The sequence below is a fragment of the Vibrio sp. Vb0937 genome (genome assembly GCF_033338855.1).
On the sequence record NZ_JAWOTK010000014.1, the window covers coordinates 22,228 to 37,021 of the forward strand.

A 14,794-nucleotide genomic window follows, 5' to 3' on the forward strand; every position below is an offset into this window, starting at 1 on the left:
GATATCGACACACGAAATGCTGAAGTTGCCTACTTGTAAGCCATCTCAAAACCCTATGAATAGAGGGAGTTTGGCTATACAGAGGAATATGATACTCTTGCTGCCCATGACATGCCATGCAGTGAACGATCTCTTTGTCACAAATTACACAAATGAACAACATGGACAATCAATTCATTGATTTTAAAGCGTTGGAATACGCACCAGAGTTTGCTCTTCACCTTTTTTCTCGCATTCAACACCAGCCTTGGGCGATGTTGCTGCGTTCTGCATCAGAAACGCATATCGATAGCCGCTTCGATGTGTTGGTCTCCAACCCAATTGCAACGTTAGAAACCACTGCCGACAACACACAAGTTGAAACGCCATCGAATGCCTATTCAACTCAAGATGACCCATTTGCGCTGCTTCATCAGTTGCAAGAACAGTGGCTTCCTCACGTAGAGTTAAATAAAGAATTGGATCTGCCTTTTGTCGGCGGTGCGCTCGGTTACTTCAGTTACGATTTAGGTCGCCGCGTAGAAACGATGCCAGAAGTGGCAGAAAAGGACCTCAACACGCCGGATATGGCGGTAGGTCTGTATGAATGGGCCGTTGTTGTTGACCACCACCTAAAAAAAGCATGCTTAGTCGGTCAGAACATCGAGCAAGCTTGGCAATGGTTAAACGAGCAAAAAGCAGAACAAACCGTTGACTTCGCTTTGTCTGGTGATTGGCAGTCAAACATGACGAAAGAGAGCTACGCCACTCGCTTTGACAAGGTGCAAGAATACTTGTTGAGCGGTGACTGTTATCAGATCAATTTGGCGCAGCGCTTTAACGCACCGTATCAAGGCAGCGAGTGGCAAGCGTATCTGAAATTGGAGTCCGCCAACCAAGCGCCATTCTCAGCGTTTATCCGTATGCCTGAGTCTTCGATTTTGAGTATCTCTCCAGAGCGCTTTTTAGAGCTCAAAGATCGCGTCATTGAAACAAAACCAATCAAAGGTACTCGCCCACGCAGCGAAGATCCAACGAAAGATAACGCTAATGCCCATGACTTGCAGACAGGGGAAAAAGATCAGGCAGAAAACCTGATGATTGTCGATTTGCTGCGTAATGATATTGGTCGAGTTGCATCACCGGGTAGCGTTCACGTTCCAAAGCTGTTCGATATTGAAAGCTTCCCTGCCGTGCATCATTTGGTGAGCACCATTCGTGCAAATTTGGATGAACAATACGCTCCTGCGGATTTGCTGCGAGCGTGTTTTCCAGGCGGTTCAATTACGGGCGCACCTAAAGTTCGCGCAATGCAGATCATTGAAGAACTGGAGCCGCATCGACGCAGCGCGTATTGCGGCAGTATTGGCTACATTTCACGCCATGGTCGTATGGACACCAGCATTACTATCCGAACTCTTGTAGCGGAACAAAACAAACTTTACGCTTGGGCTGGCGGCGGCGTCGTGGCAGATAGCGATTGCGCCTCTGAGTATCAAGAAACGTTGGACAAGCTTTCAAAGATTTTACCAGCGCTGCAATCGTAGATTTCAACCGCGGACAACGTCGCTTTAATGCTATTGACGAAAACAATCTAAAATGCCTCCAGAACGGATAATGCCGCTCGTTTAACAGCGAGTGGCATATTTCTGTATCTCATCACCCTGCACAGCGACGAAGGAGCGTGATACAGGTTCTTCTATTCAAGCACTTTGTGGTCAAATTTGTTTCATTATCCGCTCGGCGTGCTGCTACTAGATTCTTAGTCTAGCCAAGGCTCGCTAGAATGACCCAAAAAACATCGTTAAATGATCGGCATTATCCAGTGTGGTGCGTTTTTTTGTGTGTTTTATTTGCATGTACTTTAGCTTTTAGCCGTTGGCCAACAAACATACTTTTTAAGAGGCAGCGTCTACTGCTCAAGCCACTTACACATAATCTGTTCGATATCGGTTGCGGTGTACGGCTTAGTGAGGATGTCGTCCATGCCTGAATCAATACACTTTTGACGCTCTTCGATGGTAGTGCCAGCGGTTAATGCAATAATAGGATGAGTAAAGCCACGCTCTCTCAGATACATCGTCGCCTCATAGCCATCCATTTCTGGCATTCGGCAGTCCATGAATATCAGTTCGTAGTCTTTACTTTTCACCGCTTCTAATGCTTCTTTGCCGTTGGCTTTTAAATCAGGTGTAATGTCGAGTTTTTTCAGCATTTGAGTAACAATGACTTGATTCATTCTGATGTCATCAACCACTAATATTGAGCGTCCTGCTAAATCGCTTCGCTCTATGGTGACCAATTCCCCCTCTGCTGTGCCTTGTGCTTGCCCTTCCTCAAGAGGAATAGCAACTTTAAAAGTTGTCCCTTTGCGCTCTTCACTTTCAAAGCTAATTTGACCTTGCATCAAATCCACAAGGTTTTTACAAATCGCGAGACCTAAACCTGAGCCTTCAAAGCTGCGTTTCGCCGAGCGATCAACTTGGACAAATGGATCAAATAGTGACGGCTGTGCTTTTATTGGGATGCCAATACCAGTGTCTTCAACCTCAAAATAAGCCGTGCCGTTAAGCCATTCCACCCGTAACACGACGCCACCCAAGTGAGTAAACTTAATCGCGTTTCCCACCAAGTTAACCAAAATTTGTGTAATGCGCTCTAAGTCACCGACTAAAAATTCCGGGATCCCCAGCTTTTTGTCGATAGAGAAATGGATACGTTTTTCCGCAGCCTTAGCTGCAAATACACCCATGATGGCTTTTTCAAGTTCCTCCCAGGCAAAGACTTTATGTATGATTTCCATCATACCGGCATTCATCTTACTGAAATCAAGAAGATCATTAATGATAACTCTCAATAAGTCCCCTGATTGAGTCAGATTGCTCAAGTATTGACGCTGCTCTTCTTCTAATTGGGTTCGACTCAATAACTCCGCACTACCCAATACGCCATTGAGAGGAGTTCGCAGCTCATGGTTAATCATGGCGACAAACTCCTTCGTCGCTTTTTCTGATTCCTCAGCCCGCTTTCTCAGCTCGACCTCTCGCTCTAAACTTAAGTGTCGACCAATAACACCATGAACTAAGTCAGACACGAGCTCCATCTGTTTGGAAATAAAAGACTGATCGATTTGATCTTGCAACACAGAGAAAATCAACTCCCCAACCGTTTCCCCATCAATGATAACTGGCAAATGCAAATTCTCTCCCTGCCAATTAGGAGTGGTGAAAATCTCGTTGTTATGACGAAGCTGTAAGTGACCAAAGTGATGACGACGTAATGAGCTCAGCTTTGTAGCGTCAAGAAACAAGTAAGCCGCAGAAATGATCGAGTTAGAAGTGAGCTGCTCAATAAAGCTCGCTATCATTGCTTCATCGAACGTGCTCGATAAAAAAGTACGACCGAACTTAATCAACGTGGCATCAATTTGCTCTTCAAACTCAAACTTACGAAGATCCTTTTTAGATTTCAGCTCCAGCTTTTTCAATGCAACACTGAGTTGCTGGTTGGATTCATATAACTCTAAGCTTTTCTGTTCCAACAGCTGCTCAGCTGCTTTTCTTGATGCAACTTCTCGTTTGAGTTTCCTTTCTAATGAGGAACTTCCCGTCATATCGTTCTTATTGAGCCTCTAACCAAAAACGTACTTTGCTGCCATCTTCTGACTGGTTTTGATGTTTGATATGAACTACCTCACCAAAATGTGCAGCACAACCTTTTATCAATCCTAAGCATACGTGAGACATACATCTTGCGCTGTGGTAGTCAAATACCAATTGGGATTGGTTTTCACTAATGAAATCAAATTGCGGAGGGTTAGCATCAGGATAGAGCTTCTTAACTTCGACATGAATAAAATCTTCAACATGGCGAACAAATTGAAACGTCGTTTCACACTGTTGCAAACTGGCGTGACTAGGAATAGAGCGAAGTAAATTCAAAAAGACGCACTCTCCAAACACCTCTTGCAGTTGCTCGGGGGGAACACCAGATACTTTACTGAGATTCACGATCAACTTAACCAAGTCTTTGTGATCGTAACTACCAACAGCAGTGTAAACACCTTCATCGTTAGAAAGATCGAGAACTTGGTCTAACACATCAAGACCGAATTTCTCTTCCACTAACTCCATGAACTCGGTGAAAATAATCCCTTTCATTGGCCAATACTTGCCCTATAGTGACGTCCTAAAATAAAGAATGGTGTATAACCTTATAAGTTTCAAATTAATATGTTCAAGCAGAGTGAGACACACAACACAAAGAGGGAAAGTGCTGGCGAGTGTTTTAATGCGAATGCTTTATTTGGTAACCAGTAACGATAACGCCATACGCTTTGCCGTCTTTGAGTATAATAGATAATGGTTAGGCACGATAAATAAGGACTCAGTTTGGTTATCGACAAAACTCATTTACTACAGAACTTTCAATTTCGGCTTCCAACGGGCTACCACAAAGAGTCCCTTGCACGACTGAAATGGATGAAAGAAAAGTCCCTGAGAGATGCGGCAGTCTTAATCGGTTTTGTGGAACGCGATGACGGGTTACAAGTCATTCTGACTAAGCGCGCAGCCCACTTACGCCATCATCCGGGACAAATCAGCTTTCCCGGTGGCAAATATGAGCAGGAAGATATTCAGCTCGTGAATACCGCTTTAAGAGAAACCAAAGAAGAAGTTGGGATAGAAGATGAGCATATTCATGTGTTTGGCCAACTGCCTACACTACCAACGATTAGTCAATTTAATGTGACACCTTTTTTGGCTTTTGTTTCTCCGGAATATAAAACGCATATTGACCCAAATGAAGTAGAGTCAGTTTTTGAGGTTCCTGCCAACCATATTCTGAACCCCAAAAAATTGTATAGCACCAAATTTGACCTAAAAAGAAGCAGTCATCGTGTATTTGCTATCCCATATAGACAGCATTTCATCTGGGGCATGACGGCACAAATTATCGAATCAATGCAAAAACATATTATTTCACATTAAACAGTTGTTGATATCGGTGCTTTTATAGGCGCGATCATTATGCGCATCAATATTAATAAAACGTTGCTTCATAAACATTCATTCACATTAGATTAATTTTCCATTTTCACCGCAAACGCTTGCGGTGAAATAAATTTATACAAACAGCCCTATTGATAAGTTTTTCTAATTTTACTCATTAGCAGAAATCACGAGTAGCACATCATTTTCGTGATAAAAAGCAGGTTTTTGACATATCATTCAATAAGCGTAAGCAATAAATGATTTAGATCTAATTTTCCTAGTGTAAAATCTTGCAAAATTACTCCCGACTTATTTCCTGTTCCCAAAATGAGTAACTAAAAAATGAATACAACTACTTCTGCGGTTTCTACCGCACAATCGTCTAGTAAGTTTTCTTACAAAGACTTTACCTGGTGTCTGTCCCTTTTTGGTACGGCAGTAGGTGCAGGTGTACTGTTCCTTCCTATTAAAGCAGGTGCAGGTGGCTTTTGGCCATTAGTAATCCTAGCCCTAATCGCAGCACCAATGACTTGGTTCGCACACAAATCTTTAGCTCGTTTCGTTCTTTCTGCGAAAAACCCTGAAGCGGACATCACCGACACAGTAGAAGAGCACTTTGGTAAGACTGGCGCAAACCTTATTACGTTCGCTTACTTCTTCGCTATCTACCCAATCGTACTTATCTACGGTGTTGGTATCACAAACACAGTTGACTCTTTCCTAGTTAACCAAATGGGCATGGAATCTATTCCTCGCTGGCTACTTTCTGGTGCGCTTATTGCTGCAATGACAGCAGGTGTAGTATTCGGTAAAGAGCTTATGCTGAAAGCAACTTCAGCAATGGTTTACCCTCTCGTGTTCATCCTACTAGCATTGTCTGTATACCTAATTCCTGGTTGGAACACTTCAATGATGGAAGTGTCGCCTGACTGGGGTGCAATGCCAGCTATCGTATGGCTAGCAATCCCTGTTATTGTGTTCTCTTTCAACCACAGCCCAATCATTTCTCAGTTCTCTAAAGAGCAACGTCGTGTATATGGTGATGACGCAGTTAAGAAAACTGACGCTATCACTGGTGGCGCAGCAATGATGCTGATGGGCTTTGTTATGTTCTTCGTTTTCTCTGTTGTACTTTCTCTGTCTCCAGAGCAACTAGCAACAGCGCAAGAGCAAAACATCTCTGTTCTTTCTTACCTAGCAAACGTGCATGAATCTCCACTGATCTCTTACATGGGTCCATTGGTTGCTTTCGCAGCGATCACCTCTAGCTACTTTGGCCACTTCTTAGGTGCGCACGAAGGTCTAGTTGGTCTAGTGAAATCTCGTTCAAAATCACCAGTAAGCAAGATCGAGAAGATGTCTCTAATCTTCATTGTAATCACAACTTGGATCGTTGCTATCGTTAACCCAAGCATCCTAGGTATGATTGAAACAATGGGTGCACCGATGATTGCGGCAATCCTATTCTTGATGCCAATCTTCGCAATGCAAAAAGTTCCTGCGATGGCTAAGTACAAAACTTCAGCACCTGTGCAAATTTTCACAGCAATCTGTGGTCTTGCTGCAATTAGTTCTGTAATCTACGGCGCTCTTTAATCACCTCTGCCCAGTGCAGTATGATTAATCCAAAAATATAACGATAAAATTAAGCCTCCCAACTCCCCTTGGGAGGCTTTCTTCTGAGGTAATCGATATGATTAGTGTTTTTGATATCTATAAAATCGGTGTTGGACCTTCAAGCTCACACACTGTAGGCCCAATGAAAGCGGGTAAAGAGTTTATTGATGATCTTCGTGCAATGGGAAAACTGCGCGACATCACTAAAATCACCGTTGACGTTTATGGATCACTATCACTGACAGGGAAAGGTCACCACACAGATATTGCTATCATCATGGGTCTTGCAGGCAACACTCCTGAGAAAGTTGATATCGATTCTATCCCGGGCTTTATCGCTCGTGTAGAAGAAACTGAACGCCTTCCTGTTGGCATGCACTGTCACACAGTATCGTTCCCACGTGAAGGTGGAATGAACTTCCACAAAACAAACCTAGAGCTACACGAAAACGGCATGCAGATCCACGCTTGGATTGATGACGAAAAAGCGTACTCAAAAACTTACTACTCTATCGGCGGTGGTTTCATCGTTGATGAAGAAAATTTCGGTAAAGAAGCTGAGAACCCAGTAAAAGTACCTTACCCGTTTACAACGGCAGAGGAACTGGTTAACCAATGCCACGAAAGTGGATTGTCCATCAGCGCACTAACCATGAAGAATGAGCATGCGCTTCATTCAGATGAAGAAACTCGTACTTATTTCGCGAACATCTGGCGCACAATGCGCGAGTGTATGGATCGCGGTATGAATGAAGAAGGTATTTTGCCTGGTCCACTGCGTGTGCCTCGCCGTGCAGCAGCACTTCGCCAGCAGCTACTTACTTCAGAAAAGACAACAAACGACCCAATGTCTGTTGTTGATTGGGTAAACATGTTTGCTTTCGCAGTAAACGAAGAGAACGCAGCTGGTGGCCGCGTAGTAACGGCACCAACTAACGGTGCGTGTGGCATCATCCCTGCGGTACTGGCTTACTACGATAAGTTCATCCAAACTGTGACTGAAAAAGATTACATCCGTTACTTTGCAGCTTCTGGCGCAATCGGAGGTCTTTACAAGCGTAACGCGTCTATCTCTGGCGCAGAGGTTGGCTGTCAGGGTGAAGTTGGCGTGGCATGTTCTATGGCAGCAGCAGGCCTTGCTGAGCTTATGGGTGGTAGCCCAGAGCAAGTATGTATGGCAGCAGAAATCGCAATGGAGCACAACTTAGGTCTAACGTGTGACCCAGTTGCAGGTCAGGTTCAGGTTCCATGTATCGAGCGTAACGGTATTGCGGCAGTAAAAGCAATCAACTCTACTCGTATGGCACTACGTCGCTCTTCAGCTCCAACTGTTTCTCTAGATAAGGTTATCGAAACCATGCTAGAAACAGGTAAAGACATGAACGCGAAATACCGCGAAACATCTCAAGGTGGTCTAGCAATCAAAGTGATTTGCTAACACGCCTTTCTGAATACCAATCAAAACCCGAGTTTATGCTCGGGTTTTTTTATACCCCAAAAACCCAGGAGAATGCGTTATCAGGACAAGTAAAAAAAACCTAAAACGTTGAATATATCCAAATATTATGGATATCTCAGTAAAAAATCACATCTCTTCCCTAGCTTTATTGATAACGTAGCCAAAAATTAAACTTGGAGCACATCAACACATGATTAGGTTTGAAATTGGAAACCAAATCTGCGTTTGCTTGTCCGAAAACGAAATATCTCTAGAGCTCAATCAGTCACTCCACCACTCCATTCCTGTCAACCCAAATGAGTACGCCATTCTGTCAACTATCGCCACATACGGCAGTTTAAATACGCCGATTAGTCAGCGGTTAATAGAAAGCAAAATCACTCAACAATACAAAATGACACTGCCTGAAAATGGCTTTAAAAACGCGGTGGCCGCTCTAAGAAAGAAATTTCGCAAGCTCACGGAAGAACATTTAACCACTAACAAAAACATTATCGAAAACATTCACCGGACCGGATACTTCATCCCTTTTACTATGCAAAACAACCATCAGAATGGCATCGAACATCAACAGAAGATCAATCAATACACAACCAATAGTCTTCGCAAAGCGCTTCGTATTTGCCTGCGTAATAAAAAGATCTATTCAGAAGCAATGTGGGTTGTGTTGATCACTGCGATCATTTTCTTTGCTATCTGTTACTACGCGATAAACAGCATCGTTAAACATAATTATCTGGATAACGCCTTCGAAATTGCAGAGAACCTTTCCCGCAGGAGTTGCTTTGCTAATGAAAGCGAACTGAAGTCACTATTTGATAATGTGAAGTTGGTGGAATCGAGCATGATGCTAGATCGTTTCAATATTCGATGCTTAGTCACTCCAGAAACCGTTGTCCCTGTCAGCAAAAAAGCGTTTGAAGAGTGGAGTAACAATAGCAATTACACGACCCAATCATTTGACTTAAATAACGCAACTGTTTTGGTTCGTGTTAAAAACATTAACTTATCCGACAATGTTGAAAATCATATTTCACGTTTTTTTCTTTCCGGTATGAAGCTATCAACGAATACCGGAACATCGTTAGAGATTGGTAACACCAATGAACGCTTCTTCAATTATCACGTAAAGAATAGTGGCTATAAAGAGGTGTATTACATCTCTGGACCGTTTCAAAGTATCATTCTACTGAGCTTACTTTTTCTCATTATACTGCGTCACCGCTCCCTACAAGCCTTTATGGCTTACTTGTGCGCAATTCGACAATTCAAAATAAAACTGGAACCGATTTATAACACGTCGGCACAAAAGATTGTGCACTACGAAGCCCTCTCCCGGTTTAAGGTAAAAAATACGCAACGGTTTATTGAAACACTGATCCGCAATGGATTGCTGCTAACTCATACCTTACTGGTGATTGATTCCATCTACACCAAACAAAAAGCGTTGCCCATCCCTATCAGCATTAACGTTTGTCCTTCTTTGCTGCGAGGGCGTAACTTTTCAATCCTATATAGAGAGCTATCTAATCGGGATTGCCGTTTGCTGACAATCGAAATCACAGAAAATGCATCGATGTATTATACCTCTGAGATTTATGGCAATGTCGCGAAACTAAAAGCACTGGATTGTAAAATCAGTATTGATGACTTTGGCACCGGCAATAATAATGTGGCGCTTATCAGCAAGCTGAATCCGGACTACCTCAAAATCGACCGAGAATTTGTTATTGGCCTAAAATCTGATGATAAAAAGATAGAAACCTTGCGTCAGTTAATTGCTATGGGCAATACGTATCGCTGCACGGTCATTGTTGAAGGCGTAGAAACGGCAGACAGTGCTCACTTACTCACAACATTGGGCGCCTATATTCACCAAGGTTATTATTACCCTCTTCATTGCTAGCTTTTCTTCACTCGGTTAGTTACTTAAAATAGATCTAATACTCTATAAAAACTCGTGGTGGCATAAAGGTATGCCGCCAATTTGTGATTGAGCGATGATTGCGATTAAACCCACCAAACTGAAAGATTTTTCAAGTTTGATGCAATTGGATGTGCAAGAAGAGCAAAAAGGATTTTTTACACCGTTTGAAATGGCTTATCAAAAACGTAGTAAGTCAGAGGCGTTCTTTACGATTTATTCTGATGATCTATTAGTAGGCTACCTTGTTATCGATAAAGGTTTCTCCCAACATGCGCCGTTTGCTAAACGATACGAACTGGAGCTTAAATACTTGATGATTGATCAACGTTTCCAACGTCAAGGGGTTGGGAGTGAGGCATTGCGTAAACTGTTCCTTTATGCGTATACCATTAACCCTAAAAGCACCTCTCTTTGCGCCACTGTCCCACAAAGTCAGCAATACGCTATCAGTTTTTTTGATGCGTGCGGATTCATTAATACAGAGGAAACAACATTGGGTGATAATGAAAAAGAATGGATTCTACGACACCCATTAAGCTAGCTGGTGAAGCATAATCAAAATTGGGCCATTCAGATACAACAAAGGCAAGCTTCTCGCTTGCCTTTGTTTAATGCTCAATAGAAAGTGACTTATTCGCCTTTGTAAATACAACCAGCTGTGCACGTTTCTTTGATTTCTACTTTACTTAGCAGTGGTAAGCTTGGCTTAAGCTGCTGCCAAATCCATTTTGCTAACACTTCGCTAGTCGGGTTCTCTAACCCTTCAATGTCGTTTAGGTAGTAATGGTCTAAGCGATTGTAAATCGGTTTAAATGCAGCTTTGATCTCTGCAAAATCCACTACCCAACCTGTATGTGGATCAACTTCACCTTCTACATAAAGACGAACAAGGAAAGAGTGTCCGTGCAAACGACCACACTTGTGACCTTCTGGTACGTGTGGCAAATGGTGTGCTGCTTCGAACATAAACTCTTTGTATAATTCTGTTTTCATCTTGATTCTCAGGCTTTAAAAAGACAGGCAATACTAAGGAATTCGCTGCCAAGAGACAAGCGTTACCCCATACAAGCGTAGCAAAAACTTCCGCTTGTTCCTGGCCTCTTTGCTATCACTCATACCAAAGCGCCGTATTTCTGTCACGCGCCAAACATTTGATTACACAGCACTCACATCACAATTACATATCCCCAACATGTGTGGGGTCACAATCATTCATTTCGTTGTTCGCAGTGCGCATTTGTGCACATTAGTATTGTGCAGTTCGTTCCAATTACACTTATAAATTTATGCGCTCAACTATCACTTTTAAGCTCTTACTGGCGTTAATTGCTGTCTTCAGCTGCGTTCTAGCTGCCTCTACGGCTTACCAATACCATCAACAAAAAACCTTAATCAATGATGTTCTTAGTGAACAACTCCATGATAAGGCTAGCAATTATTTCGATAGCCTAAATATGATGATGCTTACGGGCACCATGTCGCAAAAAGAAACCTTACGTCAAAAAGCCCTGGCCCAAGAAGGCATTGAAGCAGTTCGCGTGTTGCGAGCTGATACTGTGACCAAACTTTACGGACCTGGGCAACAAAACCAGCAGCCTGTCGATGATATTGATCAACGAGCGTTGAATGGTGAACTGGTGATTGAACCAATCTCAGCCGATTGGGGCAAAGGGTTAGTAGTCGCGCTACCAATGAAATCGAGCGAAAATTACCGTGGCACCAACTGCGTTTCTTGCCACGTTGCACCAGCAGGAGAAGTGTTGGGCGCGATTCGCTTGGAATACAACATGAATCATGTCAATTCAATGATCAGTAAACAGGCAATGTTTGCGATGGGAATAATGGCCGTAATCGCATTTGTGGGCTTCATCATAACGATGAGTTTGATTCAGAAAATCATTGTACGACCAATTCAAAGAACGTCGAAATTCATGTCGAATGTGAGCCATAGCAAAGATCTATCTCAACGACTTATGCATCACCAACAGGATGAAGTGGGCCAACTTTCTACTGCAATCAATTCATTCATGGATACGGTCTCCGAAAGCTTAGAACGTGTGCAAGACACCTCTCACTCACTTGCCGACTCCGCGAGTAAACTAACTGCTGTCGCGCAGTCCACAGATAAAGCGGCCAATAACCAACAGCTAGAGACCAACGAAGTACAAAGTAATATCACCGATATGTTGCAGCAACAAACTGCGGTTGAGGACTCGACTAACAACGCTACTGTTTTGGTCAATCACACCGTTGATGTCGCCACTCATAGTGCAAGCCAAGCACACAACGTCAGTGAAGACATCAAACAACTAGTAAGTAACATTGATACCGTACGGGAAAAAATCAGCTCTCTAAATCAAAGAACCGAAGAAGTGTCGTCCATTCTTGTGGTTATTAAGGGTATTGCAGAACAAACCAATCTGCTCGCGTTGAATGCTGCTATCGAAGCCGCCCGTGCCGGAGAGCAAGGACGCGGTTTTGCGGTCGTCGCGGAAGAAGTGCGTAACCTGGCTTCTAGGACGGCTGAAGCCACTGGTAATATTGAACATATCATTTCTCAATTCCAGCAAGGAAGTGAAGAGTCATTAACTTCTGTTGATACCGTCTGCCAGTTTGCTCATCAACGCTCTGTCGATGTCGAGGCACTATCAGCCACAATGCATAACGTTGTTGACGAAATGCGCCAAGTGCTCAGACATGCAGAAGATATCCAAAACCAGACGCAAACCACATCTGATGTAAGTCAGCATATTCAGTCTAAAATAGATGTGATCACACTGCATGCTAACGACACATCGCAATCAGCATCGCACACGCGTGATATTAGTGTTGATTTAGAGCATCTATCCGAACGTTTAGAGCAATTACTAAACCAATTCACACTTTCAGAGCACAAAAGAGTGAATAAATAGAGAGATTCTCCCCATCAAAACGAATATAAAGGTTGATGCGAGCGAATTGACAGGTAATATGTCTCGTTGAATCTGTAAAATGCTACCCAACTCAGCGCTTAGCTTGTTTTTTAAACAATTTTGTTGTGAGACAGGCACTTTTAAGTGTTGAGTTGAATTTTTACCTCAATGGAGAATATTGAAAACATGACTTACGCGCCTGTATCAGACGTTTTGAAAGGTCAGCTAGCAGTAGACAGTGAAGTAACTGTTCGTGGCTGGATCCGTTCACGTCGTGATTCCAAAGCTGGAATCTCTTTCCTTGCCATTTATGACGGCTCTTGTTTCGACCCGATTCAGGCCGTGGTCCCTAATAATCTTAATAATTACGACAACGAAGTACTAAAGCTAACTACTGGCTGCTCTGTTGAAGTAACTGGTAAGATTGTTGCCTCTCCTGCGAAAGGTCAAGACTTCGAACTAGCAGCAACAGACGTTAAAGTTGTAGGCTGGGTTGAAGATGCTGACACTTACCCAATGGCAAAAACTCGTCACTCTATCGAGTACCTACGTGAAGTAGCGCACCTACGTCCGCGCACAAACGTAATCGGTGCAGTAGCACGTGTACGTAACTGCCTATCTCAAGCAATCCACCGCTTCTACCACGAGCAAGGTTACTTCTGGGTATCTGCGCCGTTGATCACGGCTTCAGATGCTGAAGGCGCTGGTGAAATGTTCCGCGTATCTACGCTAGACATGGAAAACCTTCCTCGCACTGACGCTGGTAAAGTGGACTACAACGAAGACTTCTTCGGTAAAGAGACGTTCCTAACCGTATCTGGTCAGCTAAACGCAGAAGCTTACGCTTGTGCGCTAAGCAAAGTTTACACTTTCGGCCCTACTTTCCGAGCTGAAAACTCAAACACAAGCCGCCACCTAGCAGAGTTCTGGATGGTTGAGCCTGAAGTTGCGTTCGCAGAACTGGATGATGTAGCGAAACTGGCTGAAGACATGCTCAAGTACGTGTTTAAAGCAGTGCTTGCAGAGTGTCGCGATGACCTTGAGTTCTTCGCTCAACGCATCGACAAAGAAGCAATCACTCGTCTAGAGCAGTTCGTTTCTTCTGACTTCGCGCAAGTTGACTACACTGACGCAATCCAGATCCTTCTTGATTCAGGTCGTGAGTTCGAATTCCCAGTTGAATGGGGCATCGATATGTCTTCTGAGCACGAGCGTTTCCTTGCTGAAGAACACTTCAAAGCACCTGTAATCGTTAAGAACTACCCGAAAGACATTAAAGCATTCTACATGCGTGCTAACGATGACGGTAAAACAGTTGCAGCGATGGACGTTCTAGCACCGGGCATCGGCGAAATCATCGGTGGTTCTCAGCGTGAAGAGCGCCTAGACATTCTAGATGCACGTATGCGTGAAGTGGGTATCGATCCTGAACATATGAGCTGGTACCGCGACCTACGTAAATACGGTACAGTGCCACACGCAGGCTTCGGTCTAGGCTTCGAGCGCCTAGTATCTTACGTAACTGGTATGGGCAACGTTCGTGACGTGATCCCATTCCCACGTACTCCTCGCTCTGCGAACTTCTAATCACTTTTTAGTGATATTGAATTAAAAAGACCTCCCATGTGGAGGTCTTTTATTTTGTACGAATGATTTTCTAGCAACCGATGTATGCACTCTAGTTGTTATTTTCGTCGTCATCCTCATCTGCTCGCGCTGCGTATTTTACTCCAACCACACACAAGCCAAACATCACAAATGGGATAACGGCAGCAGTGTATTCCGTCCAAACCATATGAGAGAAAGATTTCGCCAATATCAAGTGTGCAAACACCAACAAAAATGCGCTAAAAATAGCAACACCCATCAACCTAAGTTCATGCTTTACCAACTGCTTTTTCATTAC

12 protein-coding genes are annotated in these 14,794 nt (G+C 43.4%); 8 read left to right on the forward strand and 4 right to left on the reverse strand.

What is annotated here, in order from left to right; genetic code table 11:
- The first annotated feature begins 161 nt into the window (after nt 1-161).
- Nucleotides 162-1,526, forward strand: a complete 1,365-nt coding sequence (gene pabB, locus R7P67_RS16300) for an aminodeoxychorismate synthase component I (protein ID WP_318086026.1) — start codon at nt 162-164, stop codon at nt 1,524-1,526.
- A gap of 365 nt (nt 1,527-1,891) precedes the next feature.
- Here pabB and R7P67_RS16305 read toward each other — a convergent pair whose 3' ends face one another.
- Nucleotides 1,892-3,592 carry an ATP-binding protein gene (locus tag R7P67_RS16305; RefSeq protein ID WP_005376903.1) on the reverse strand — a complete coding sequence of 567 codons (1,701 nt, stop codon included), beginning with the start codon at nt 3,590-3,592 and terminating at the stop codon, nt 1,892-1,894.
- Between the two features lie 7 nt (nt 3,593-3,599).
- Nucleotides 3,600-4,139 (reverse strand): heme NO-binding domain-containing protein, encoded by a 540-nt coding sequence (locus R7P67_RS16310; protein WP_005388282.1) that lies wholly within the window; start codon nt 4,137-4,139, stop codon nt 3,600-3,602.
- Nucleotides 4,140-4,370: 231 nt separating this feature from the next.
- On the opposite strand from R7P67_RS16310, the gene R7P67_RS16315 reads away from it, so the two are divergent.
- From R7P67_RS16315 to R7P67_RS16335, 5 genes are all read left to right on the forward strand, one after another.
- Entirely contained in the window at nt 4,371-4,970 is a 600-nt protein-coding gene (locus R7P67_RS16315) for a CoA pyrophosphatase (RefSeq protein WP_005376901.1), read from the forward strand.
- A gap of 345 nt (nt 4,971-5,315) precedes the next feature.
- The gene (locus R7P67_RS16320; RefSeq protein WP_005388284.1) at nt 5,316-6,569 is read left to right on the forward strand and encodes an aromatic amino acid transport family protein; all 1,254 of its coding nucleotides are present in this window, start codon (nt 5,316-5,318) and stop codon (nt 6,567-6,569) included.
- A 97-nt stretch (nt 6,570-6,666) separates the two neighbouring features.
- Complete coding sequence (locus R7P67_RS16325) at nt 6,667-8,028, forward strand: L-serine ammonia-lyase (RefSeq protein WP_005376899.1); 1,362 nt, start codon at nt 6,667-6,669, stop codon at nt 8,026-8,028.
- A 211-nt stretch (nt 8,029-8,239) separates the two neighbouring features.
- Nucleotides 8,240-9,955 (forward strand): EAL domain-containing protein, encoded by a 1,716-nt coding sequence (locus R7P67_RS16330; RefSeq protein WP_138940463.1) that lies wholly within the window; start codon nt 8,240-8,242, stop codon nt 9,953-9,955.
- Nucleotides 9,956-10,049: 94 nt separating this feature from the next.
- Nucleotides 10,050-10,517 (forward strand): GNAT family N-acetyltransferase, encoded by a 468-nt coding sequence (locus tag R7P67_RS16335; protein WP_017636099.1) that lies wholly within the window; start codon nt 10,050-10,052, stop codon nt 10,515-10,517.
- Nucleotides 10,518-10,606: 89 nt separating this feature from the next.
- Here R7P67_RS16335 and queD read toward each other — a convergent pair whose 3' ends face one another.
- The gene (gene queD, locus R7P67_RS16340) at nt 10,607-10,969 is read right to left on the reverse strand and encodes a 6-carboxytetrahydropterin synthase QueD (RefSeq protein ID WP_005376896.1); all 363 of its coding nucleotides are present in this window, start codon (nt 10,967-10,969) and stop codon (nt 10,607-10,609) included.
- A 293-nt stretch (nt 10,970-11,262) separates the two neighbouring features.
- Between queD and R7P67_RS16345 the strand changes: the two genes are divergently transcribed.
- Nucleotides 11,263-12,888 (forward strand): methyl-accepting chemotaxis protein, encoded by a 1,626-nt coding sequence (locus R7P67_RS16345; RefSeq protein ID WP_025767294.1) that lies wholly within the window; start codon nt 11,263-11,265, stop codon nt 12,886-12,888.
- A 186-nt stretch (nt 12,889-13,074) separates the two neighbouring features.
- Entirely contained in the window at nt 13,075-14,475 is a 1,401-nt protein-coding gene (asnS, locus tag R7P67_RS16350; protein ID WP_213868133.1) for an asparagine--tRNA ligase, read from the forward strand.
- Nucleotides 14,476-14,566: 91 nt separating this feature from the next.
- Here the strand turns inward: asnS and R7P67_RS16355 are convergent, their stop codons facing one another.
- Nucleotides 14,567-14,791: a hypothetical protein gene (locus R7P67_RS16355; RefSeq protein WP_017636102.1), complete on the reverse strand. Its 225-nt coding sequence runs from the start codon at nt 14,789-14,791 to the stop codon at nt 14,567-14,569.
- Between the last annotated feature and the right edge of the window lie 3 nt (nt 14,792-14,794).

Coding starts and splice junctions, on each gene's coding strand:
- pabB (WP_318086026.1), top strand. CDS start 162: ATGGACAATCAATTCATTGATTTTAAAGCGTTGGAATACGCACCAGAG.
- R7P67_RS16305 (WP_005376903.1), bottom strand. CDS start 3,592: ATGACGGGAAGTTCCTCATTAGAAAGGAAACTCAAACGAGAAGTTGCA.
- R7P67_RS16310 (WP_005388282.1), bottom strand. CDS start 4,139: ATGAAAGGGATTATTTTCACCGAGTTCATGGAGTTAGTGGAAGAGAAA.
- R7P67_RS16320 (WP_005388284.1), top strand. CDS start 5,316: ATGAATACAACTACTTCTGCGGTTTCTACCGCACAATCGTCTAGTAAG.
- R7P67_RS16325 (WP_005376899.1), top strand. CDS start 6,667: ATGATTAGTGTTTTTGATATCTATAAAATCGGTGTTGGACCTTCAAGC.
- R7P67_RS16330 (WP_138940463.1), top strand. CDS start 8,240: ATGATTAGGTTTGAAATTGGAAACCAAATCTGCGTTTGCTTGTCCGAA.
- R7P67_RS16335 (WP_017636099.1), top strand. CDS start 10,050: ATGATTGCGATTAAACCCACCAAACTGAAAGATTTTTCAAGTTTGATG.
- queD (WP_005376896.1), bottom strand. CDS start 10,969: ATGAAAACAGAATTATACAAAGAGTTTATGTTCGAAGCAGCACACCAT.
- R7P67_RS16345 (WP_025767294.1), top strand. CDS start 11,263: ATGCGCTCAACTATCACTTTTAAGCTCTTACTGGCGTTAATTGCTGTC.
- asnS (WP_213868133.1), top strand. CDS start 13,075: ATGACTTACGCGCCTGTATCAGACGTTTTGAAAGGTCAGCTAGCAGTA.
- R7P67_RS16355 (WP_017636102.1), bottom strand. CDS start 14,791: ATGAAAAAGCAGTTGGTAAAGCATGAACTTAGGTTGATGGGTGTTGCT.